17 protein-coding genes and 1 pseudogene are annotated in these 24946 nt (G+C 39.4%); 11 read left to right on the forward strand and 7 right to left on the reverse strand.

Annotated features, from left to right (window positions below):
- Positions 1–2: 2 nt before the first annotated feature.
- From malQ to rluF, 9 genes are all read left to right on the forward strand, one after another.
- On the forward strand, positions 3–1994 hold the full coding sequence (gene malQ / locus AC27JL_RS05735; protein ID WP_487195059.1) for a 4-alpha-glucanotransferase: 1992 nt from the start codon (positions 3–5) through the stop codon (positions 1992–1994).
- On the forward strand, positions 1995–4232 hold the full coding sequence (gene glgB, locus AC27JL_RS05740; protein ID WP_487195060.1) for a 1,4-alpha-glucan branching protein GlgB: 2238 nt from the start codon (positions 1995–1997) through the stop codon (positions 4230–4232).
- A complete protein-coding gene (gene glgX / locus AC27JL_RS05745; protein ID WP_487195061.1) occupies positions 4225–6288 on the forward strand; it encodes a glycogen debranching protein GlgX in 2064 nt (687 codons plus the stop codon). Before glgB ends, glgX begins: the two co-directional genes overlap by 8 nt.
- Positions 6281–8812 carry a glycogen/starch/alpha-glucan phosphorylase gene (locus AC27JL_RS05750; RefSeq protein WP_487195062.1) on the forward strand — a complete coding sequence of 844 codons (2532 nt, stop codon included), beginning with the start codon at positions 6281–6283 and terminating at the stop codon, positions 8810–8812. The genes glgX and AC27JL_RS05750 overlap by 8 nt, the downstream gene beginning before the upstream one ends.
- Positions 8813–8830: 18 nt before the next feature.
- Positions 8831–10132 carry a glucose-1-phosphate adenylyltransferase gene (gene glgC, locus AC27JL_RS05755; protein WP_006791778.1) on the forward strand — a complete coding sequence of 434 codons (1302 nt, stop codon included), beginning with the start codon at positions 8831–8833 and terminating at the stop codon, positions 10130–10132.
- 70 nt (positions 10133–10202) lie between these two features.
- Positions 10203–11738 carry a glycogen synthase gene (locus AC27JL_RS05760; protein ID WP_487195063.1) on the forward strand — a complete coding sequence of 512 codons (1536 nt, stop codon included), beginning with the start codon at positions 10203–10205 and terminating at the stop codon, positions 11736–11738.
- Between the two features lie 92 nt (positions 11739–11830).
- Positions 11831–13045 carry an EAL and HDOD domain-containing protein gene (locus AC27JL_RS05765; RefSeq protein ID WP_487195064.1) on the forward strand — a complete coding sequence of 405 codons (1215 nt, stop codon included), beginning with the start codon at positions 11831–11833 and terminating at the stop codon, positions 13043–13045.
- Between the two features lie 15 nt (positions 13046–13060).
- Positions 13061–14146, forward strand: coding sequence for a DUF418 domain-containing protein (locus tag AC27JL_RS05770; RefSeq protein ID WP_487195065.1), 1086 nt, complete (start codon positions 13061–13063; stop codon positions 14144–14146).
- Positions 14147–14210: 64 nt separating this feature from the next.
- Positions 14211–15176 carry a 23S rRNA pseudouridine(2604) synthase RluF gene (rluF, locus tag AC27JL_RS05775; RefSeq protein ID WP_033035542.1) on the forward strand — a complete coding sequence of 322 codons (966 nt, stop codon included), beginning with the start codon at positions 14211–14213 and terminating at the stop codon, positions 15174–15176.
- A 91-nt stretch (positions 15177–15267) separates the two neighbouring features.
- On the opposite strand, the gene AC27JL_RS05780 is transcribed toward rluF, so the two are convergent.
- Together AC27JL_RS05780 and AC27JL_RS05785 are read right to left on the reverse strand one after the other, a co-directional pair.
- Positions 15268–18345: an efflux RND transporter permease subunit gene (locus tag AC27JL_RS05780; protein ID WP_487195066.1), complete on the reverse strand. Its 3078-nt coding sequence runs from the start codon at positions 18343–18345 to the stop codon at positions 15268–15270.
- 2 nt (positions 18346–18347) lie between these two features.
- Positions 18348–19430 carry an efflux RND transporter periplasmic adaptor subunit gene (locus tag AC27JL_RS05785; protein WP_008127849.1) on the reverse strand — a complete coding sequence of 361 codons (1083 nt, stop codon included), beginning with the start codon at positions 19428–19430 and terminating at the stop codon, positions 18348–18350.
- A gap of 122 nt (positions 19431–19552) precedes the next feature.
- Here AC27JL_RS05785 and AC27JL_RS05790 point away from each other — a divergent pair, with 122 nt between their 5' ends.
- Positions 19553–20455: a LysR family transcriptional regulator gene (locus AC27JL_RS05790; protein ID WP_008127847.1), complete on the forward strand. Its 903-nt coding sequence runs from the start codon at positions 19553–19555 to the stop codon at positions 20453–20455.
- Positions 20445–20750 (forward strand): MGMT family protein, encoded by a 306-nt coding sequence (locus tag AC27JL_RS05795; protein ID WP_008127844.1) that lies wholly within the window; start codon positions 20445–20447, stop codon positions 20748–20750. The genes AC27JL_RS05790 and AC27JL_RS05795 overlap by 11 nt, the downstream gene beginning before the upstream one ends.
- A gap of 66 nt (positions 20751–20816) precedes the next feature.
- Here AC27JL_RS05795 and AC27JL_RS05800 read toward each other — a convergent pair.
- From AC27JL_RS05800 to trhA, 5 genes and pseudogenes are all read right to left on the reverse strand, one after another.
- A pseudogene (locus tag AC27JL_RS05800) lies at positions 20817–20981 on the reverse strand (transposase); the annotation flags it as partial.
- Between the two features lie 33 nt (positions 20982–21014).
- Positions 21015–22106, reverse strand: coding sequence for a hypothetical protein (locus tag AC27JL_RS05805; protein WP_487195067.1), 1092 nt, complete (start codon positions 22104–22106; stop codon positions 21015–21017).
- A gap of 36 nt (positions 22107–22142) precedes the next feature.
- Positions 22143–22559 carry a hypothetical protein gene (locus AC27JL_RS05810; protein WP_238530294.1) on the reverse strand — a complete coding sequence of 139 codons (417 nt, stop codon included), beginning with the start codon at positions 22557–22559 and terminating at the stop codon, positions 22143–22145.
- Positions 22560–22754: 195 nt separating this feature from the next.
- Positions 22755–23909 carry a YaaC family protein gene (locus tag AC27JL_RS05815; RefSeq protein ID WP_008129217.1) on the reverse strand — a complete coding sequence of 385 codons (1155 nt, stop codon included), beginning with the start codon at positions 23907–23909 and terminating at the stop codon, positions 22755–22757.
- Positions 23910–24175: 266 nt separating this feature from the next.
- On the reverse strand, positions 24176–24805 hold the full coding sequence (trhA, locus tag AC27JL_RS05820) for a PAQR family membrane homeostasis protein TrhA (RefSeq protein WP_008129215.1): 630 nt from the start codon (positions 24803–24805) through the stop codon (positions 24176–24178).
- Between the last annotated feature and the right edge of the window lie 141 nt (positions 24806–24946).

Genomic DNA, 24946 nt, shown 5'->3' on the forward strand with positions numbered 1-24946 from the left:
AAATGAACAAACTTTCGCAGTTGTTTTACTTACACGGTATTGGTTATGAGTTTACTAAATACACAGGCGAGCACATATTTTTCAGTGAAGATACACGCAAGCGTGCCCTGCAATGTTGTGGTGTTGATACAAACGATCATAACAAAATAGCTCAATTAAATTACAAGCTCGATGTAGAGCCTTGGATGCAGCTCTTGCCAAATGTAAGTTTAATTGAGCAAACAGACTGTTATTTAAAAGTGAAAATAGATGACAGACAACTTAGCCAAACTGCATTAGTAAGTGTTGAACAACTGGGAATAGAGTGTGAATTTACTAACCTTGATGATTTAATAATTACAGGTGAATACTACTTTAATGGTGTCCGTTATATTGAAATTGCACTGCCTTTACCTTCAATACCAACAGGGTATTACCACGCAGACATTACAGTAGGTGAACAGCACGCAGGTACTGATATCTGGTCTGTGCCCGAGCGTGTTTTTCAAGTTGAAGATACAAAAAAAACGGGGTTGTCGGTTCAGTTATATACGCTTAAAAATAAAGAAAGACTGGGAATTGGCGACTTTTCAGACTTACTCACGCTTGTTGATTTGTGCTGTGAGCACAATATGGATTACATTTTGCTCAACCCTCTGCATTTGTTGTTTTGCGAAATGCCTGAGCGTGCAAGCCCATACAGCCCTAATAGTCGTGCGTTACTAAACCCTTTATACATTTCTGTTGATTTGTGCGAAGACAGTAAAAACAATGCTGAATTAGCAAAAATTATGCAAAGTAATGAGGCGACTTCTCTTTTAAATAAATGCGGGCAGTTTATTAATTACGAGGATGTTAGTCGCGTTAAATATAAATTATTTAAAGCACTGTACGGCCATTTTGAATTAACAGCCAGTAAGCTTCGTCGTGATGCATTCAATGCTTTTTGCGATAAACATCAGCCCACCTTACAAACAATAGATTCACAAACCTCTCTTTTTGATTATTACCTACAGTGGCAAGCGCATCTTCAACTTGGTTTATGTCAAGAGCGGTGTATGAAAGGGGGTATGGCAATAGGTCTGATTAATGATTTAGCTGTTGGGTGCGCTGGCGATGGTGTTGAGTTCAAATCACAACGGTCATTATTCGCCGATAATGCCAGTGTGGGTGCACCGCCTGATCCTTGGGCTGAGGGCGGGCAAGATTGGGGGTTACCGGCTTTAAACCCGCAAAGTTTAGCACACAATAACTACTCATTTTACCGCTCGTTAATTCGTGAAAATATGCAGAATGTAGGCGGGCTAAGAATCGACCATGTTATGGCTATTCGCCGCTTGTGGTGGTGTTTTGAAAATAATGGTCAGCGAGATGGTTGCTATATTTATTATCCCTTTGAACATTTGCTGGCCATTTTGAAAATAGAGTCGCATATTAATCAAAGCATAGTTATAGGTGAAGATTTAGGCATTGTTCCTCCAGAAGTAAAGCATGCATTATCAAGTAGTGGTATTTTTTCAAACAGTTTATTTTATTTTGAAAAGCAAAACGATGGTGATTTTTTACCGTTACACGAATTACCCCCTCAGTGCTTATTGATGATTGCAAATCATGATGTACCGCCCTTTACAGGCTGGTGGCAGCACGATGACATAGCTATAAAACAACAATATCACTTAATTGACGACGAACAATCAACGCAAATTACCAACCAGAGAATCGATGAAAAAACGCGACTGCTTCGTTTTATCAATGCTACAGCTAATCTTACATTAACGATACACAGCGATGCTAAGTCGGTTTATCGTGCGCTTAGCCAGTGTTTAGCTGGCTCAGATTCTCGATTGTTTGCACTACAAATAGATGATTTAGATGAACAGCAATATCCGGTGAATATTCCTGGTACAGACAAAGAATATCCAAATTGGCGACGTGTATTAACACATACATGTGAAGAAATTTTTGCAAACAACGCCAGGCTTTTAGCTGCAATCGATTCAATAAGGAAAGGTTAAATGAGCAGTACAGCTTCAAATAGTTCGGCATTACCTAAATCTCAAAGCGCTGACTACGATGCCCAAGTTAATGCACTTAATATAGGGCGATTTAAAGACCCATTTAGCTTTTTAGGTGCACATAAAGTAAGTGAATCAAATATAGAAGTACGTGTATATTTACCTGATGCCCACCATGTTTCTTTGTCAATTGACAATCAAATAGTTGAAACGCAAAGATATAAGCACAGTAATTTATTTATAGCCCGTGTAAGTCAGTTGCCTACCTCGCCTTATTTATGTACAGCCAAATATAGCGACACTTCGACTACGTTTTTTGATGAATATAGTTTTAACAGTGAGCTTGATACAGATGCCATGTACTTATTTAACGAGGGCAGTTTAGAGCATGCATACTTGCACTTTGGCGCGCACTTTACCAACCAGCAAGATGTAGATGGCGTTCGTTTTTGTTTGTGGGCACCTAATGCAGCCAGCGTTTCAATTATTGGTGAGTTTAATTTTTGGCAAGCGAATCGACATTTTATGCGTTTTCACCCTGCCAGTGGTGTGTGGGAGTTATTCATTCCCGAGCTTAAAGCAGACATGTGCTACAAATTTGCCATTACAGCGCAAAGTGGTGAGGTAATAGAAAAAGCAGACCCTTACGCTTTTAAAATGCAACAGGCTCCTGGTACCGCGAGTGTTCTTCAATACAAACCAGAGGCAATAGCGTTAAGTGAACAAGCAATAAGCAATAGGCAAAAGCGTAATCATATAGACGCACCAATCAGTATCTATGAGGTGCATTTAGCGTCGTGGCAGCGAGGTGAAGGTAATCGTTATTTAAGTTATACCGAACTTGCCGACAAACTCGTAAGCTACGCGCTTGAAATGAACTTTACCCACTTACAGCTTATGCCCATAAGTGAATATCCGTTTGACGGTTCATGGGGCTATCAGCCTGTTGGGCTGTTTGCTCCAACCAGTCGTTTTGGCGATTACAACAGCTTTAAATATTTTGTAGAGCAATGCCATAAATATAACGTAGGGATTTTACTTGATTGGGTTCCTGGGCATTTCCCAAGTGATCCCCATGGTTTACACCGATTTGATGGTACGCACTTGTACGAACATGCCGATATGCGCCAAGGCTTTCATCCAGATTGGAATACTTATATTTATAATTATGACCGTCCAGAAGTTAAGAGCTTTTTGATTTCTAATGCAATGTATTGGCTTCATCAATTTGGCTTAGATGGTTTAAGAGTAGATGCCGTTGCGTCAATGTTGTATTTAGATTACAGCCGCAAAGAAGGTGAGTGGATACCTAATTGCTATGGCGGTCGCGAAAACCTTGGTGCAATTGAATGCCTCAAACAGGTTAATTTACGCAGTTATAAAAACAACCCTGGCATTATGATGGTGGCAGAAGAGTCGACTGCTTGGCCAGGTGTTACGCAGAGTGTTGAGCACAATGGACTAGGCTTTGGCTATAAATGGAATATGGGGTGGATGAACGATAGCTTGTTGTATATGCAACGTGACCCACTTTATAAGCAACATCACCATCACGAAATCACGTTTTCGATGGTATATGCATTTAGTGAAAACTTTATTTTACCGCTGAGTCACGATGAAGTTGTTCATGGGAAAGGCGCGCTAATTGAAAAAATGCCGGGCGATGATTGGCAAAAATTCGCAAATTTACGTGCTTATTATGCATTTATGTGGGCACACCCAGGTAAAAAGTTGTTATTTATGGGGGGGGAAATAGCTCAACGTGCTGAGTGGGGGCATGATCATTCTATTGATTGGCATTTACTAGAACATGAAAGTCATAAAGGTATAAAGCAGACAGTAAAAACGTTAAATGAGGTTTATAAAAATCAACCCGCGCTGTATGAACTTGACTCAAGTGCTGCAGGATTTGATTGGATTGACAACAATAATAACGAGCAAAGCATTTTAAGCTTTGTACGTTACGCTAAAAATGCCCATGACTTTGTAGTTGTGATTGCCAACTTTACGCCTATGTCATATCAAGAATATACCTTAGGCGTTCCGAGCAAAGGCGTTTATAAAGTAATAATAAACACGGATGAAAGCGAATTTTTTGGTTCCGGTATTAAAGTATCGCAAAACCAATCAAATACTGTTGTCACTAACGACAATCCTCAACATGGTTTTAACCAAAGCATCACTATTGCTATCGGTGGCTTAACAACAATTTATTTGCAAAAGGTACAAGATGAGTAATCAATTTGAAGTAACTCACGGCCTTGTTGAGCCTCTTGGCTCGAGCTTGCATTTAAATGGTGTTAATTTTTCATTGTACGCGCCAAAAGCGACACAAGCGTATGTGTGTTTATTTGATAAAAGTGGCCACTCTGAAATACTAAAAGTGGCTATGAATATAAATGAAGGTGGTATTTGGAGTATCCATATTGCACCTCTCACCACTGGGGCACTTTATGGGTTTAGGGTTGAGGGTGAATATAACCCTGATACTGGCTCGCTATTTAATGAACATAAATTATTAATTGACCCTTACGCAAAAGATTTATTTGGTGAGTTTACATGGAGTGAACGCCATTATGGCCAAATGCCAATAGGCACCAAAAGTACCGTTAACAATGCCATTGATATACCAAAATCAAAAGTGTCATCAATTGATTTGTATGAACATAAAAAACCGAATCACAGATGGTCGAAAACCGTCATCTATGAGTGTCATGTAAAAGGGACTACGTGTCGTCATCCTCAAATACCTAAGGCACTGCAAGGCAAATTTTTAGGATTGAGCCACCCGCATTTTATTGACCATATAAAAAGTTTTGGTGTAACAGCAATAGAGCTACTCCCTGTGCATGCTTTCATTAGCGAGCAATTTTTAACAGGCAAAGGCCTACAAAATTATTGGGGATACAACACGCTTAACTTTTTCACTCCTCACAAAGACTATTTGGTAAACGACGATATTAACGAGTTTAAACAGATGGTTAAGGAGCTTCATGCTGCAGATATTGAAGTTATTTTAGATGTTGTTTACAACCATACAGCTGAAGCGGGTAATGATGGCCCCATATTGTCGTTGCGCGGCTTAGACAACCTTGCTTATTACCGCACAGTAGAAGCTCAACCCAATGTATACATAAACGATACTGGGTGTGGTAACACCATTAATATAGATCACCCAAAAACGTTGCAGTTAGTGCTCGATAGCTTGCGATATTGGGTTGAAGTAATGGGTGTTGATGGCTTTAGATTTGATTTAGCAACAATACTGGGCCGCTCAAAGGCTGGGTTTAGTTCAGCGCATACGTTTTTACAAACTATTGCTCAAGACCCTGTTTTAAATAAGGTAAAGTTAATTAGTGAGCCATGGGATATTGGCCCTGGTGGTTATCAACTCGGGGCTTTTCCTCCACCTTGGCGAGAGTGGAATGACCAATACCGAGATGTAATTCGTCGTTATTGGAAAGGCGATGAAGGGATTATAGCCAACGTGGCTAAACGCTTACATGGCTCGTTTGATATATTTGAGCATAGCCACCGAGGCCCATTAAATAGTATTAATTTTATAACCAGCCATGATGGATTTACGCTTGCAGATTTAGTGAGTTACGAGCATAAACACAATGAAGCTAATGGCGAGAATAACAGAGATGGCCACAGTGCTAATTACTCATTTAATTGCGGGGCAGAAGGCTTTAGCACTGATGAAAAAGTAGCCGCATTAAGATTACAACAACAAAAAAACTTTTTACTCACATTAATCCTTTCTAAAGGTGTGCCTATGATTGCTGCTGGCAGCGAAATGGCACATTCTCAAGGGGGTAATAACAATGCATATTGTCAAAATAACCGTACGAGTTGGCTTGCCTGGAAAGAGTCACAACTTAATCATTCATTGACTCAATTTATAGACGACGCACTTAGAATTAGGCGTGCTCATAGTGCATTTAAACACAGTGTGTTTTTAGACGATATAGATGAACGTTTCACAGTGAAATGGTTTACCGAAACAGGTGACACTATGACAGATTCGCATTGGCATGAGAATTCGCGTCAATTTTTAATGTATAGCTTGCTTGATAAGCAAAATAAACACGCATTACTTATTGTATTCAATGCTAATAAAAAATCAGTCAGTTGTCAGTTGCCTCCATCACCTATTAATGCCTCGTGGCAAATGGTTTTATCAAGTGTAAATAATGCATCTTTAACAACTCACCAAGATGCACCCGTTGAAATTTCTGCACAAAGTAGTTGGGTTTTTAGTGCTAACTTAGAGGACGTAGCTAATGGCTAAGCAAGTTGAACAAGTATGTGTTGTAAAGGGGTGGCAAGAAGGCCCAGTAATAGACGAAAGCACCTTAAAAGATGATTTAACGCGCCATTTTTATTACACCCTAGGGCGAGATAAAGTCGGTGAGTCACAGCTGTATTTGTACCATGCATTAGCATTGACGATCCGGGATCGTTTAGTGGCACGGTGTCGAGAAACGAATAAAAAAATCAAACAGCAAAAAAGCAGAAAAACCAGTTATCTTTCACTTGAGTTTTTAATGGGGCGTGCCCTGGGCAATGCGGTATTAAATCTTGATTTAGAGGATCAAGTGTCATCGGCACTACAAGAATATTGTACCGAAATTGAAACGGTCGAAGACGCAGAGCATGATGCAGGCCTTGGTAATGGTGGCTTAGGGCGCTTAGCTGCGTGTTTTTTAGATAGTTGTGCAAGTTTAGCTTTACCCGTTGTGGGTTACGGCATTAGATACGAATACGGAATGTTCAACCAATCAATTAGTGATGGTAATCAAATAGAGCAACCAGATAATTGGCTTCGTGAGGGTCACCCTTGGGAGCTAAGTGCTCCCGAGCATTCTAAGCGCATTAAGTTCGGTGGTTATGTAAATAGTTATACTGATAAACAAGGTAGGGAACACCGCCAGTGGGTTAGTAGCCATGACGTGTTAGCAGTGCCTTACGATGTGCCCATTCCTGGTTATAAAAACAATATTGTAAACACGCTACGCTTATGGAAATCAGAAGCGACCGACGAATTTAATCTAACTGAATTTAACGCGGGTAGTTATTCAGAAGCAGTTGCACAAAAAAACTTAGCCGAACAAATCACTATGGTACTTTACCCTAACGACAGCAGTGAAAATGGTAAAGAGCTACGACTACGCCAACAATACTTTTTATCATCAGCGAGTATTCAAGATATTGTTGATCAGTGGGTGAGTGATCATGGTGAAAGCTTTACTGATTTTGCCGATTACCATGTTTTTCAATTAAACGATACTCATCCAAGTATTGCTGTGGCAGAGCTTATGCGAGTGTTAGTTGATGATTACGAGCTCGACTGGGATGATGCATGGCAAATAACCACAAAAACAATGGCCTACACAAATCATACATTATTGCCAGAAGCGTTAGAGAAATGGTCAGTTTCATTATTTTCAAAATTGTTACCCCGTATTTTAGAAATAGTATTTGAGATAAACGCACGTTTTCTAGCCGAAGTTGCACAGCATTGGCCTGGTGATGTTGATAAACAGCGAGAGCTATCACTAATAGAGGAAGGTGGGGAGCCGCAAATTCGCATGGCTTATTTAGCCATTGTGGGCAGCTATTCAGTTAATGGTGTTGCTGCACTGCACACAGAGCTATTAAAAGCGGGTTTATTTAAAGAGTTTTATACACTTTGGCCTAACAAGTTTAATAACAAAACCAATGGGGTTACACCTCGCCGTTGGCTTGCCCATTGTAACCCTACATTGAGTGAATTGATTAGTGAGAAAATAGGCACCGATTGGGTACATGACTTTGCTCAAATAAACCAGCTACGTCGTTTTTATGATGACACATCATTTCAAGCACAGTGGCAAAAAGCCAAAGTAACAAACAAACAACGTTTAGTTGATTTAGTGAAAGAGCGCTGTGGTGTAGAGTTTGATGTATCCATGATGTTTGATGTACAAGTTAAACGGATTCATGAATACAAGCGTCAGTTACTAAATATACTCCATGTTATCCATTTATATGACCGCATTCGTCGTGGTGATACACAAGGATTAGTGCCACGTTGTGTTTTACTCGGTGGTAAGGCTGCGCCGGGTTACTGCATGGCTAAAAAAATAATTAAGCTAATCAATAATGTGGCAGATGTGATCAATAAAGATCCCCTCGCGTCGTCGTATTTACGCGTGGCTTTTTTACCTAATTACAATGTGACAGCCATGGAAGTTATTTGTCCAGCTACTGATTTGTCTGAGCAAGTTTCAACCGCCGGTAAAGAAGCTTCAGGCACTGGTAATATGAAGTTCATGATGAATGGTGCATTAACTATTGGCACGTTAGATGGCGCCAATATCGAAATTAGAGATGCCGTTGGTGCCGATAATTTCTTCTTATTTGGTGCAGAGGCACATCAGATTGATGATATTAAGTCGCGTTATAACCCCGCACATTTAATTGAACAAAATAGCGACTTAGCCAATGTTATGCACTTGCTAGAAAGCGGGCACTTTAATTTATTTGAACCTTGCCTATTTGACGATGTAATTAATGCAATTAAGAGCCCACACGATCCATGGCTTGTTGCACACGATTTCGAAAGCTACGTATCTGCACAAAAGCAAGTAGATAAAGCCTATGCTGATCAAGCTTATTGGACGCAAATGAGTATTTTAAATACCGCTGCCAGTGGCATATTTTCAAGTGATAGGACCATAAGCCAATACAGTGACGACATTTGGCATTTAACCCCACTCAATACTAGTGACACTGACTCAACGACAACTACCAGTAAAGCCACTAAAAGCTAGATAAATGGAGAGAATAGTATGCCTAATTATGCAAATCGCTACATAAGTAGCCTAACTAGAGAAACGTATGCGTTAATACTGGCTGGTGGTCGTGGTTCTCGCCTGCACGAATTGACCGACTGGCGTGCAAAGCCAGCCGTTTACTTTGGTGGTAAACACAGAATTATTGATTTTCCTTTGTCTAACTGTATCAACTCGGGTGTTAGGCGTGTGGGTATAGCAACACAGTATAAATCTCACTCACTTATTCGCCACGTAAATCGAGCTTGGGGGCACTTTAAAAAGGAATTAGGTGAATCGGTTGAAATATTACCTGCATCACAACGCCATGGTGATGAATGGTATTGCGGCACCGCCGATGCTGTTTTTCAAAATATGGATATTATTCGTCATGAGTTACCTAAATATGTAATGATTTTATCAGGCGACCACGTTTATCGTATGGATTACGGTGCATTGCTTGCTGAACATGTTCAAAAAGGGGCCGATATGACCGTGTGTTGTATTGAAGTACCCGTTGAAGAAGCTGCAGATACCTTTGGTGTAATGACAGTAGATGAAGAAAGTCGTGTTTGTCGTTTTGATGAAAAGCCAGCTATGCCAAGCTCAGTGCCAGGCAAGCCGGGTACATGTTTAGCATCCATGGGTAACTACATATTTAATACTGAGTTCTTATTTGAGCAACTTAAGAAAGATGCTGAAAATGAAGGCTCAGGACGTGATTTTGGGCATGACATAATCCCCGCGATTATTGAAGAACATAACGTTTTTGCATTCCCATTTAGAGACCCTCAACAGGAAGGTCAGCCATATTGGCGCGATGTAGGAACACTCGACTCATTTTGGGAGGCTAACATGGAGCTTGTTATGCCTGAGCCTCAACTTGATCTGTACGACCCAGCGTGGCCAATTTGGACATACCAAGAGCAATTACCCCCAGCTAAATTTATATTTGATGATGACGACAGGCGAGGAATGGCCCTTGACTCTACAGTTTCTGGAGGGTGTATTATTTCGGGTTCGGCAGTAAGAAAATCATTGTTATTTTCTAACGTGCATGTGCGCTCGTTTTGTGAAATTGAACAATCGGTTATTTTACCGGGTGCTATTATTAACCGCGGTTGTAAAATTAAACGTGCAATAATAGACAGAAGTTGTGAAATACCTGCAGGGCTTGAAATAGGGTTTGACCGTAAAACAGATGAAGAAAATGGTTTTAGGGTATCAAAAAAAGGCATTGTACTTGTTACCCGCGACATGCTTAGTGAACTTGCTAAAAAGTTAGAGCGTCAAACACAAGAAAATAAGAAACTAGCTTAATACAGAGTTAGGCAAAACAAGCTTGCCCTAAAGCGGGTAAGCTTATTAAAACAAAGGAAGTAGTAAATTAATGCATGTATTAATGGTTGCAGCAGAGAACGATGCGTTACCTGGCGCTAAAGTAGGCGGTGTAGCAGATGTAGTCCGTGATGCCCCGAAGGCTCTTGCGAAGCATGGCGTATCGGTTGATGTGGTGATCCCAGATTATGGACTTGAGCCATTAAATAGGCATTACATAGGTGAAGTAACCGTGGCGTTTAATGCTCAATCTCATTTAATGACTTTGTTTAAAGTGGATCAAACAAAAAATAACATAACTCAAATTGTAATAAGCCACCCAATGTTTAGTGAATCGGGTAGCGTTTATTGTAATGATGCACCGGGTAGGCCATTTGCAACCGATGCAACAAAGTTTGCGCTATTTAATGCGGCTGTTTGCGAAGCATTATTGCAAGGACTACTTAAACGCCCAAGTACGCTGCATTTACATGACTGGCATAGCGCATGCGTTGCTGTTTTACTTAAGTTTGAGCCACGTTACAGTGCTTTACACGATATACATTTAGCGTACACAGTGCACAATTTAGCACTACAAGGAATAAGGCCTTTTAAGCACGATGAATCGAGCTTAGAAGCTTGGTTTCCATCATTAAGTTACAACGGGCAACACTTGTGCGATCCAAGGTATGCAAATTGTTTTAACCCAATGCGAAGCGCCATTAATTTAGCAGACAAAATTCATTTAGTGTCGCCTACCTACAGCCAAGAAGTGCTTAAACCCAGTAATTACAATGATGGCTTTTTTGGTGGGGAGGGGCTTGAACAAGACCTACAAAATGCAGCCGAACAAGGTAAAGTGGTCGGCATTTTGAATGGCTGTGAATACCCTGCATTGGAAGTTGCAAATGCAGTTATGGACGAGTTGTTCAACGAGGCAGAAAAAAGCTTATTTGCTTGGATGAGCAACAGCGAACAGCTTGAAAGCGTTCACTACATTGCGCACCAACGATTAAAGCAATTTAAAACGACACCAAATAATGGGCCAATTGTTACAAGCGTAGGTAGACTCACAGAACAAAAAGTATTGTTATTATGTCAGCCATTAAATGGTGAACTTGCGATAGACGCAGTATGTAATAGTATTAATGAACAGGGTGGGCGTTTAATCATATTAGGCTCTGGCGATAAAGCGCTAGAAGCATTGTTTACAAAAGCTATGGCACGTAACGAAAATTTACTATTTTTAAAAGGTTATGCGCAAAGAGTAGGTGATTTAATGTATCAATTAGGTGATTTATTTTTAATGCCTAGTTCGTTTGAGCCTTGCGGAATAAGCCAAATGCTGGCAATGCGCGCAGGCCAACCTTGTTTAGTACATAGTGTTGGCGGATTAAAAGATACGGTAAAACACAATCAAAATGGGTTTAGTTTTAATGGCGCAACATTACGTGAGCAAACACATACTTTGCTTTCATGTTTAACCGAAACGCTAGCATTTTATAAACAACATCCAAAAAAATGGCAGCAAATAAAATCTAATGCTAAAGCAGTACGCTTTTCGTGGTCTCAGGTTGCAAGTGATTACATTTCAACCCTGTACCAATAAAGTTTGTTTAATTTAACTTAAGCACAGTGACATTTTAGATTATTTACGCTATTAATAACTTGGTATTAATGGAATAAAATAAAGTAGGTAAAGTGTCTGTATTTGTTGCAAGGCAAGCAATTTTCAATCGGCGTCAAAAAGTAGTTGCTTACGAGCTACTTTTTAGGGACAGTCCTAAAAACTTTTTTCCTGATATAGCCGAAGGGCAGGCAACTGCACGGCTTATTATGGAAAATCAACTTAATTTGGGCACACGCCATATCACCTCTGGTAAAAAAGCACTCATCAACATTGGGCCTGAATCTTTAGAGCTTGACCTGTGTGCCTTTTTACCGTGCCAAGATGTTGTAATAGAGCTTCTTGAAAGCATAGAGCCCACTGATACAAATTACGAGTTATGCCGAGAACTCTTTCATAGTAACTTTAATTTAGCCCTTGATGACTTTGTATACAAACCACAATGGGATCGCTTTTTAAAGCTGGTTAAACTCATTAAATTTGATATAACCATAACCCCATTAGACGATATTCACCCTATTATAAAAAAGCTCAAAGATCACAAACAAATTAAGTTACTCGCAGAAAAAATAGAAACTCAGGAAGAATACGAAGTTGCTGCTGGCATGGGCTTTGATTACTTTCAAGGTTACTTTTTTGCAAAACCCACCATGATGAAGCACAACGACATTGATTATAACTACGGGTTAGTCGTTGCAATATATGCTGAAATAATGGGCCCGAATCCAGATTTAACCAAAATAGCAGCGTTGTTTGAATTGGATGCCGCACTGGCTTATAAATTACTACGTTTAATTAACAGCGGCGTATTTCCCATACAAAGTAAAATAGCCTCCTTAAAGCAAGCGCTGGTTTATTTGGGCCAGGAGCGGTTAAAAAAGTTTGTTAGTTTAATTGTGACCGCTCACACCGCTGGTAAAAAGCCTGCAGAGCTAATGCAAGTGTGCGTCGTACGTGCGCGCTTTTGTGAATTGATTGCTAAAAAAGTGGCTAAGCATCAGTCAGGAGAGGCGTTTTTAACCGGCTTGTTTTCGCTTCTTGACGCTATATTAGATCAACCAATGAGCTTGCTTGTTGAAAAATTACCTTTTCAGGATGAGATAAAAGCAGCCTTGCTCGAAGAAAAAAACACACTGTATTACATTTTAAAAGTTGTTAAAGCATACGAAACCGGCAGCTGGTGGGCACTCGAACAAGCTGTTATATTTTTAAATATACAAAGTGATATACTACCAGAGCTTTACCAGAAGTCGGTTGACTGGGCCGACAGCTATAAAAATAACATTTAACGGAAAACAGCTTTAATGCGTAATTATAATATGGACTTTATTCGCGGCATTGCCGTGCTTGGCTTAGTGTTTATGAATGGCTATGCCTTTGGTTTTATGGAATTTGGTTATGTGCCTTTAACTATCCCCCCTGTAAGCGACACCATCATTGAATATTTTAATATACTGTTTATAGAAGGCCGATTTAGAACGCTGTTTAGCTTACTTTTTGGCGCAGGTTTGTATATTCAATGGCAGCGCTTTAAATCATCTGCGCAAATAAAAAGTAGATTATATTGGCTCATAATTTTTGGTCTAATACATGGTTTTTTACTTTGGGCTGGTGATATTTTGTTTGTTTATGGAGTGTCTGGCTGGTTTATTATTAAATATCTAGACACCGACAACCCAAAGCTATTGCAAAGAGGGCTCGAGTTTACTGGGCTCTCGGCGGTGGTTACGTTTTTAGTGTTGTTCACTATTCCTGACGATCAGAGCTTTCGTGATTCTGCCAAGTTTATTGAGTTATTTAGCCCTCATTACAGTGATTACTTTAATGAAAATCTTTTTATAAATATCCTTATGCTAATCACAGTGCCGCTAATGACGATGTGGATGTGCGTTGGCATCATGCTAATTGGCATTTACGCGTATAAAGAGGGAATATTTAACAAAGGTCTATCAAATCAGCAGTTGTGGGTTTGTGCCTTAGGTGTACTTATATTTTGTAGTATACGAGTAAGTACATCAACGCTTACTGGTGGTTTGGGTATGAGTTTACAAGAAATTTCTAACATGTTCGCTGCTCTGTGTATGGCTGGGCTTTATATTCATGTAATTGTTAAGTTTTGTAATAATAGCCCACAGTTTGGCAAACTAATACAGCAGGCGGGTCGCATGGCATTCACACTGTATATAAGCCAAACCGTTATGCAATTACTTATTTATAGAGTGTTTTTTCCAGAGTGGATACTTAGCTTTAATAGAATAGATTACTGGTTAGTTGCTGCCAGCTTAGTTGCTGTGCAGTTATTATTTACGTTATTTTATAGTCGTTATTTTAAACAAGGGCCGCTTGAAGTGCTGTGGCGCAAATTAACCGACATTAAATCGGCGGCATAACTCGCATTTTTAGGTGGTTTGGGTATACACTAGCGACCCTAAAAAATTAATACCATTAAGTGATATGACCGAATTAAAACGTTTAAATAAATTTATTAGTGAAACAGGTTTTTGTTCACGCCGTGAAGCCGATAAATATATTGAGCAAGGTCGTGTGTCAGTTAATGGTAATGCGCCAGAAATGGGCGTGAAGGTTGCAGCAACCGATGTAGTATTGGTCGATGGCAAACCATTAAAAACACCACCTAAACGCGTTTATATTGCCTACAATAAACCGGTGGGTATAACGTGTACAACCGAACGTAAAATCCAAAGCAATATTGTCAAAGCGGTTAATTACCCCGATCGTATATTTCCAATTGGGCGCCTAGATAGACCTTCTGAAGGGTTAATATTTTTAACTAACGAAGGCGACATTGTAAATAAAATTTTGCGTGCGGGTAATAACCACGAAAAAGAATACGTTGTCACCGTAGACAAGCCTCTTAACCGCCAATTTGTATCTAAAATGGCCAACGGCATTCCTATTTTAGATACTGTCACCAAAAAGTGTAAGGTTACACAAACAGCCCCTAAAGAATTTAAGATCATTTTAACTCAGGGGTTAAATCGCCAAATTCGCCGAATGTGTGAGTATTTAGGTTACGAAGTGGTGACTTTAAAGCGCACTCGTATTATGAATGTAACATTAAAAGGCTTAAAAGTGGGTCAATGGCGTCATTTATCCGATGTTGAAATGGCGCAAATAAACGACTCAATTGCTGACTCAGGCAAAACCCAAGAGCACTCGTTAGATACTAATAAGCAAGTTGATAAAAATGCTGCTATATCACCTAAGCGCGACTTTCAGGGTGAAAACCCTCGTCGTAATAAGCAAAAAGAGCGAGGCGATGAGCAAAAAAATAATCGAACTAATGCACCTTATCAAAAACGCTCTACAACCTATGTTGGTAAACCAAAAACGGCAAAAGCAAATAGTGCATCTAGCAATAAAGCAGGCGCACGCACTAAGCTAAGTTTAAAAAAATAAGCTAAACAATTACCACTGTATTTATGTAAGTTATAAAAAATGCCACAGTTTACGCTGTGGCATTTTTATTTAGTTAAACCTTAATATGTCTTTATTTACGTGGTTGGTATTCAATTCTAAAAATCATAGTATATAAAACAGGCACTACTATTAATGTAAGTATGGTCGCAAAGCCTAAACCAAACATAATTGTGACCGCCATAGATTGAAAGAACACATCAAACAGCAAAGGGATCATACCGAGTATTGTAGTGATTGCAGCCATTGCTACAGGCCGCACACGGCTCACCCCAGAATCAAAAACCGCTTGGTAAGGTGAGCTGCCCGCTTTTAGCTCAAGGTTTATTTGGTCGACTAATACAATGCCATTTTTAATGAGCATACCACTTAAGCTTAATAACCCAAGTAGGCCCATAAAACTAAACGGCGCGTTCATTGCTAACAAACCGGCACTGACACCAATAATTGCCAGTGGAACTGTGGCCCAAATTACAAGAGGCTGCTTTAATGAGTTAAACAGTAAAACCGTAATAGCAAACATAGCTAAGTAGCCAAGCGGCAAAGACCCAAATATAGCCTTTTGAGCTTTGCTTGAAGATTCATATTCGCCGCCCCATTCTAATGAGTACCCATGAGGTAGCTCTATAGATTCAACAGGGCCTCGTACTCGGGCAAACAATTTAGCGGCTGTTTCATCTCCCAGCACATTTTGGTCGGCCATTACCGTTATTGTTCGCTTTCTATCGCGACGCATTATTAGGCTGTCTTCCCATTCAACGATAAACTCATCTACCACTTGAGTTACTGGTACAAATACACCTAAAACAGGGCTGTATATTTGTAAATCATGAACGCTATCTACGTTAAGACGCTCATTAGCAGGGGAGCGCGCAATAATTGGCAGTAATTGAGTACCATCACGGTATACACCCACCTGTTTACCCGACAAGCTCGTAAGCAGCACATCATCAAGATCTGATTTACTTATGCCTAAGCGTCGAGCCTTTTGCTCGTTAAACTGTGGGCGAATCATTTTGGTTCGCGCACGCCAATCATTACGAATATTAAATGCGCCATCATCTTGAGCCATAAGCTTTTCAGCTTCAGCTGCGAGTTTTCTAAGAATGACAGGGTCAGGGCCTGTAAAACGGGCTTCTATTTTTGCATCAGTAGAAGGCCCAATTTCCATAGGCTTTATTTTTAGTTGAGCTGATAACGGTGTATTTCGAGAATAATCTCGGACCTTTTGCATAACAACCGCAACTGCTTCTCGGTCTTTTACTCTTATAATAAGTTGTCCATACGACGAGTAAGACTTTTGAGGCGCATAAGTAAGCATAAAGCGTGGCGCACCTTGCCCGGTTGTACTTGTTACTTCTTCTACAAGTTCTTCTTTTTGCAAATAGTTTTCAAGCTTCTTTATGCCATCTAATGTGGCACGAATATCCGAACCTTGTTGTTGCCAGTAATCTACGTAAAACATAGGTGTGTTAGAGGCGGGGAAAAACGACTGCTTAACTGAACCAAAACCCACTACGGCACTGCACAGTAATACAACCATGAGGATCATTGTTGACTTACGATAGTGCATTGCTAAATCTAATAGTGCTTTATAGCCTGTAAAAATAAACCCTTGGTATGGGTCGTTATCTGAATCGTCTTCGGTGTTTTTATCTTTTTTAAATTCATTTTCTGAAAACATAAGGTTTGCAAAAAATGGAGTTAAAGTAATAGCGGTTATCCAGCTAAGTAACAGCGATATAAACAACACCCAAAACAAGCTGCCCGCAAACTCACCGGTTGCGTCAGAGCTTAAACCAATTGGCGCAAATGCAGTAATACCAATAATAGTTGCACCTAACAGTGGCCATTTAGTTTGCTCCACAATGTTAACTGCGGCCTTAAGTTTGGTTTGGCCACGTTTTAGGTTAATTAAAATTCCTTCGGTAACCACTATGGCGTTATCTACCAGCATACCAAGGGCTATAATAAGCGCACCTAACGATATACGTTGTAAGTCTATGGCAAACAACTTCATAAAAATGAAGGTGCCTAAAACCGTTAGTAATAAAATACCGCCTATTAAAATACCGCTTTTAAGGCCCATAAAAATAAGGAGTACCACAATTACTATCGCAATTGCTTCTAGCAGGCTAACAATAAAACCGTCTACCGAGGTTTCTACTTCTTTTGGCTGGTTGTATACAGCATTCACGTCAATACCATGCGGGCGCTGGTACTCAAGTTCTGCTAAGTGAGCATCAATACGTTTACCCACATCAACCACATTAACGCCATTCATAAACGATACGCCAATTAATAGCGCTTGCTCAGAGTTATATCTAATTACATTAGTGGGTACTTCAGCGTACTCTCTAAATACTTCGGCAACATCACCCAAATAAATAAGCTCGCTCGCACCCGGTTTAGAAATCAGCAGAGTTTCAAGTTCTTTAACATCTTTAAATTCGCCGGTAGGATGAAAACGAATCGACTCATCGCCCACTCTAATTTTACCCGCGTTAGACACCGTGTTTTGAGATTGTAACAAAGCAAATATATGGCTAGGTGCAATACCAAGTTGGGCTAATTTACGGGTAGATATTTCTACCATTACTTGCGGCTGTTGCTCACCTGCAATCGTTACCTTGCTTACCCCTTTAACTAATACCAGTTCACGCTTTAAATAATCGGTGTAGTCTTTTAGTTCATCGTAAGAATAGCCATCACCTACAACAGAATATAAAACACCATATACATCGCCAAAGTCATCTAAAATTGTACTTGGATAAACACCACTGGGTAAAGACGGAGAAAGATCGTTTATTTTACGACGCATTTCATCCCAAATTTGGCGAAGTTGCTCTTTTCGATAAGTGCTCTTCATTTCCACGGCAATTTGCGACTTCCCGTTGGATGAAATAGAAGTCACGTGGTCAACATAGGGTAACTGTTGAATTGCATTTTCGAGTGGAAAAGTAACTTCTTCCTCGACTTGCTGCGGTGATGCGCCAGGGTACATGGTAATAACCATGGCCTGTTTAAGTGTAAATTCAGGGTCTTCTAACTGGCCTAAATCAAAATACGATACGCTACCACCAATTAAAAGCAGCAGGGCAAACATCCAACTAATTACTTTTTTCTTTATAGAAAATTGTGCAAAGCTCATAATTATAAGCCTCGCTCTTTATTCCATGGACGAACTTTCATGCCTTCTTCAATCGAGTGAACACCCGCAGACACCACAATTTGGCCCTCTTTAATACCGCTAAGTACCTCTATGCCATCATGGTGTAATTGGCCAACTTCAACAGCTTGCTTATGGACTTGGCCGGTATTTTCATCATAAAGCCAAACATAGGCATTATTTTTAATTGCTTCTTGTGGATCAGAAAAAACCGATTCAATAGGGAGTATTGTGTAAGCAACCTGCGAACGTGTTACTTTACTTAAATCAATTAAAACGCGGCCAGTCATACCTGCTAGTAAGTTAAAGTCATCAGGCACGGGTAACGAAAACACCACTTTATAAGTGAGTGTTGCTGGGTCGGCTTGAGTGTCCCATTCTTTAATATCGAGCGAGTATTCTTTATCTTCAAAACCATCAAATTTAACAGTAGGGTGGTAATCAGTGCCTTTTTTGAATCGTGCCACTATTTTTTCAGGAACCTGAATTTCTACGTCCATTAAATCACGCGTTTCTAGGCGCAAAATATTTTGTTTAGCTTGAATATTTTCAAAATTCTTTACAAACACTTTGGCAACAGTGCCCGCAAAAGGGGCTCGCAATTCACTGTACTCTAGGTTGGTTTCAGCAATTTTAAATGCCGACTCAGCAATTTGCATATTGGCGGTTGCTTGGTCTAGCTCAGATTGACTGGTAATTTTTTTCTCGAATAATTGTTCAATTCGGCTCAGTTGCGATTTTGCTAGTTCGTAACGTGCTTTACGTTCATCAAACTGGAGTTGAAAATCTTCAGGGTCTAATTTGGCTAGTAAATCGCCTTTTTCAACGTGCTCCCCAGCAAGAACCGGAAACTCTATAAGTTCTCCGTTTACCCTAAATGCAAGGTAAGATCCTTGGTTTGCAACCACCTCAGCTGGGAAACTACGAATATTGATTTGAGAGTCATGGCCAATATTGAACAGCTTAACAGGGCGAATGGGCTCTTCTTTAACTTGTTGTTCTGGCTCAGAACAGGCAATTAAGCTAAGTAGGGTCGTTGTTAGTAAACATAGACGAAAGAGTTTCATGTCTTCTCCGTTGCAATATTGGCAAAATAAGTAAGTGCAGGATACGCTGCAAACATATAAAATAAAATTCATTAAATTTTAGATACTCAATAAGTTTTACTTATAATGTTTTGAGGCGGTATATGAAGCTGAATCAATTAGTAATATTAGATGCCATAGTGCAAAGCGCAAGTTTGAGCGGTGCTGCGCAAAAGCTTCATAAAACACAGCCCGCGCTAACGTTGGCTATAAAAAACTTAGAAGCGCAAATAGGCTTTGAGCTGCTAGATAGAACTAAGTACCGGTTACAGCTTACTGAAAAAGGACGTATTTTTCATCGTGAGGCACAACAGTTACTGCATGCAAATGACGAGCTTGCCAAACTCGCAGAAGAGCTTTCGTTAGGAAATGAACCCCAATATCAAATTTGTTACGAACAGCTCTGTCATAAACAAAGTTATAACAAGATCATAAGTAATACTTTTAGGCAGTTTACGAGTACAGAGTTTTGTATTACCAGTGGCAAACGGTTTGTATCATTAGAACAAGTTAATAGTGGGCAAGCAGAGTTAGGTATTGGCCCCTGGTTTGATTTATTTCATGCTACAGGTGACTTAGAAAGCGTGCCCATAGGTAAGCTCGATATTGGTATAGTAAGTGCTAAAGGGTTATTACCCCAACAGTTAACATACACACAATTACAAACCTATCCGTGTTTAGCTATGTTTGAAAGCGATTTAAGCATAGACAGCGATAGGCTATCTTACTCTAAAGGTTCTGCAATGATGAAAATAGACGATGTAGCAACTTTAAAATCGTTTTTACTTTCAGGGGCCGGATGGGCAATGATGAGCCTAGAGCATTGCAAACCTGAAATAAAAGCAGGCTTATTACAAGAAATCCATATTACAGATCGCGAACATAAATTTAGCGCACAAATAAGAGCGTTTAGGCAGCATGCTATTCATCATGGCCCTGTGGCACGCACTGTATGGGAGCAATTTAAACAACTAAGTAAGGCTTACGCTGATAAAAATGGATATTGAAAAAGAAACCCTTATTTATACTGTAATAGCCGGTATCCCAGCAGGAAAAGTAGCAAGCTATGGTCAAGTTGCTACGTTGGCTGGATTTCCGCAAAACTCACGTTTAGTTGGCCGTTTATTAAAAATAATGCCAAGTGATTCGGTTATTCCATGGCATCGTGTTGTAAACAGCCAAGGTAAAATAGCGTTCCCTGTAGGCAGTAACAAGTACCAAGAACAGCGTCAAAAATTATTATCAGAAGGTGTACTTTTTATAAACGACAAAGTAAATATGCGTGAGTGTAGATGGCAGTAAAATTAACACTTTAGGCTAATTGCCAGTGTAGATCCGATAAATTAGTGCCATTCGGCACAGTAAAATACCTTCTAGATATTTTTGCAAAGTACTCAGTATTAACAGATGAACACCTAACGCCTCGGCAACGTCCTTTAATTCGGTATCGTCTCGTAAGCTAAGTTTGACTGCTTTGATTTTGAAATTAGCGGGGTAAAAATATGTCTTTCTAGATTGGGTATATCTAGGCATATTAGCCTCCTTAAAGTAATGATGAGGTGTCCACTAAATCGGGTGAGGAGCATAGTTTCGTTTAAAGCTCTTGTTATGCGCAATCACTTGCCCCGAACTATCAAAAAGTATGGATAGTTGACCTGATTTCAACTTTTCTCGAAAGTCAGGTAAAGCAACTTTACCATCAAGTAGATCGCCTAGTAACATGTCCATCAAACTACCAAATACTAGGTCATTATAATTTTCAAATTCAGGATTTGAATTTAACAAAGTACATATCATACGTGGAGGTTGAACTCCCGAGGAATCCGAAATAGTAGAGTGCTTGGGGTTATTCTTTAGATGTAAACTACAACAGGCGAAGTGAGCAACAAGTTCTCTAAATTGCATATTTGTAACTGAACCACTTAACTTATTTATAACTGTTGGTTGGATCTGATTATATACGGCGCCAGCGTCGCCGAATACAGTAATAATGCCAATGCCTCCAATAATAACTCCTGAAGTATTTGCGTAAGAGACGTCCATATAATTAAACTCTTTTTCTGCATCAATACTTTCAACCGGAACAATAAAGAAAGATCCTACACAATTTTGTTCTAATGTTGCTTGGGTATAGGGCACACGGCTTAAACAATAAACATGATGAAAACTTTCCCACTCATAACCTACTCCTTTTGCGATTGATGAATACTCAACCCTTCGATCTAAGTACATTCGTAGAGACTGATCTTTAACATGAGTTTTAATAAATAGAAGCGCCATCCACAAATAAAGGTTCAAGTATCCTTTCTTCTCAATATAATTAACCAAATCATCGAAACCTCTTGAAAACGCCTTACTCAATGGAGTTTCCAATTCAGCACTAAGTAGGCTATTACATTCGATGCAACAGGGAATCACATATTGGTTGTATTTATATTTTGAACCATTAGGTAAATTCACGGCTTCATTGTGAAGGTCAAATCGCTTTAGAATCCAATTAGGTATGATGTGCTCTTTATTCTGATTCTGTGGGTTTAGAACTTTCGTACAAAGAAAGCATATATTTAAACTACAAACGTCAGATTCAAATGCTGCAATGCTAACAAATGTAACTTTACCATTCGCATCTACAATATTTCCATTTTCAAGTATCATCATACTGCCAAGCGTTGCGAATCACTCTTAAATGCTTTGTTATAACTTTGATACCAGTAGGTCTCTTAGCTGCGTCACTACCCCGACTAAACTTTCATTCGGGTTAGATGATTCATAATCATCAGGACATATCCAATCTAGAAACTCTGCCGCATTAGTCCCACCACCAATCATAGTGATAATATGATTTTGTACTTCGTCTGGTGTTAGACACTTTTTTGTTTTCAGTGAGTTAATATGAGCCACGTAGTCATCTCGCAAGGTTAACAGTGATTTGTTGCTAGTAATTAGCTCGTTATACTGCCCCCGAATTTTATTCAACTCAGGAGTCATTTCGTTAAATTCACGAGAGTACTTACGATTTAACTCAACGTACTTGCAGCAGTTTAATACAATTGAGTTAAAACACAGTCTCCAAATACTTTGTCGACTAGCTACTAATTCTGGTTTGTGCATATAAGGCTTATCTTCATATTCACGAATGATACTAACTGAAATAGTTAGATCACCGATCAAACCAACGAGAATCTCTGATAGCTCATGATTTCTATTTCTCACTCAAACTCCAATAAAAGTTATAACGCCGCGCTCTGCGGAAATTTGGGAGCGCCAGCGAGTAATTTTTCCGTAGCAGCGCCTTGTTACGTGTTTTCATGAGCGAAACCCAGTCATCCGGAACTCATTTCCAGTGATTTCACAGGATATTTGATCAATAAACTGTACTATGGATTTTTCGATGAACTCACTAAGTAGCCAAGACGCATCTTTTTCTAAGTGTGCTCTTAGCGACTGTGGTTCATACCGAGCAAGCTCACTTAGCCTATGCATTGCAGCATAAGTTAGAGGCAGCGTGCTACGACTAATTACAGATGTAGATTTTAAGTCTTTTCTTTTAACGTACCAGAGGTCGTTTGCGCTATAAATATAGGCCATTTCAGAGCGCCTATTCTTTAAATAATTTTTTAGCCTATTATTACTAATCAAGTCAGGTTTATTTCTTGGTGCATTCCATTTAAAATCTTTATTCCTTCTCACGGTGTAAATTTCGTCATTTCGATACCTACGATCTAAACTATACCCCACAAGTCTACCTAACGTTGTTGCATTTGAATGCTCTGGCTCTAATTGGAGTTCAAGCCAGCATTTACCTCGACTTTTGTCGTGAACAATTCTAGGATTTAATACAGGAATAAATACTTCAGCTTGATTACCGTATGTTGAATGATACGCTCGATGAACATAGGGTAAATTATATAAAATGTCTTTCAGATTATATTCTTCAAACTTTCTCTCTGTTGACTCTGGTGTAACTGGTTCTTCTAGGTAAACACATAACCCCGAAAGTACACCTCTAACCTGAAACCTGACAAGCTCATTATTTAGACGTTTGTGGCCATCTGATACCTTTCCAGAAACCCCATGCGAAAAATGATAATCAATTGACTTACACTCCAGCAAAGCCTTTGTTGCATTTAGAAAACAGTAATACGTTGTTAATGGCTTAGATATAAGATCAAGCTGTTTGGTTGCTTCATAGAAATTTTTTGCCTGCTGCCAATAGAAAACAGCATCACTATTCGTGCAATTTCTTTTTAGATATATCTCTACAAACTGCCAAGTTGAGTCAGTGAGAATTACTTTGCTGTCTAATTTCGGGGAAATAAGAGGCCGATATACTCTTACAGGCCACTTACCACACTGAGTAGATGGGCGAATTTTATTCTCTTTGAGATCAGATTTAATCTTAGAAATATCATCATCCAATCTGGTAACTTTTTGCGACAATGAATTATTTGGGTTTGCCAATCTTCAATTCCTTAGATGATCTTCAAAAGACACGTAACATGTTTATAGCGAGCTAATCGCGCGTATTTCTACCATAGCATCGCTTGTTTGTCTTAATTACTCATTTGTAACAAACTTCTTAAGCATTTGCTAGTACTAACAAAATACAGTCGTTCAGGTTTTTAATGCAAGATAAAAACGAGCGATTGGGTCGTTTTCCTGACTATGCAAGCACTATACTTTGACGAAATTAAAAAGTAACTGTTAACTCAAGCTCTAAGCAGCCATTAATAAACGTAGGTACTGATCGAAATATAATGACAAACACAACCAGCTATTACGAATAAGTGCCAAATTGCGTGACTGAATTGAGTTGTTTTAGCGCTGTAAAATAGTGTGCCTGCGCTATAAAAAATTCCGCCAGCGAGTAGCCAATACAAAGCTTTTACATCAATGCTTGAATACAATGGATAGATAATTGCTAATGCAAACCACCCCATGAGTAGGTAGGTGGCTAGGGATATTTTTTTGTTACCATTTTTAACAAGTATTTTGTATGCAACACCTGCAATCGCAACGGTCCATATAAAGGTGAGTGTACCCCATGACCAGGCCCCCGTTAGTGAGAGTAATAAAAAAGGAGTGTATGTGCCTGCAATAAGTAAATAAATGGCGCAGTGGTCACACTTTTTATACAAGGCACGCAACTTAGGTTGCACGCTCGCGTGGTATAGTGTTGATGATAAAAATAGTATAAATAAGCTACTACCGTATATTGCGGTACTTATATTGGCTTTAGTGCTGGTTGCTTGGTTAAATAAATCCCACATAACAAAAACAGCAAAAAAAATACCGAGTGCGTGGCTTATAACATTGAGCTGTTCTTCTTTACGAGAATAAGGGGCGTCGAGTGACATTACTGCTCCTACCACTATTTAATTTGCGTTTAGTGTACAAGTGTACGCTGAAACTTTCAATCACTGTATAAGTTAAAGCTTTTCTTGATTTTAAACAAAAATAATTCACTATGGGTTGGCCTATTTACAACAAAACTCAAG

The organism is Pseudoalteromonas sp. 4NS20-0020 (genome assembly GCF_057554385.1).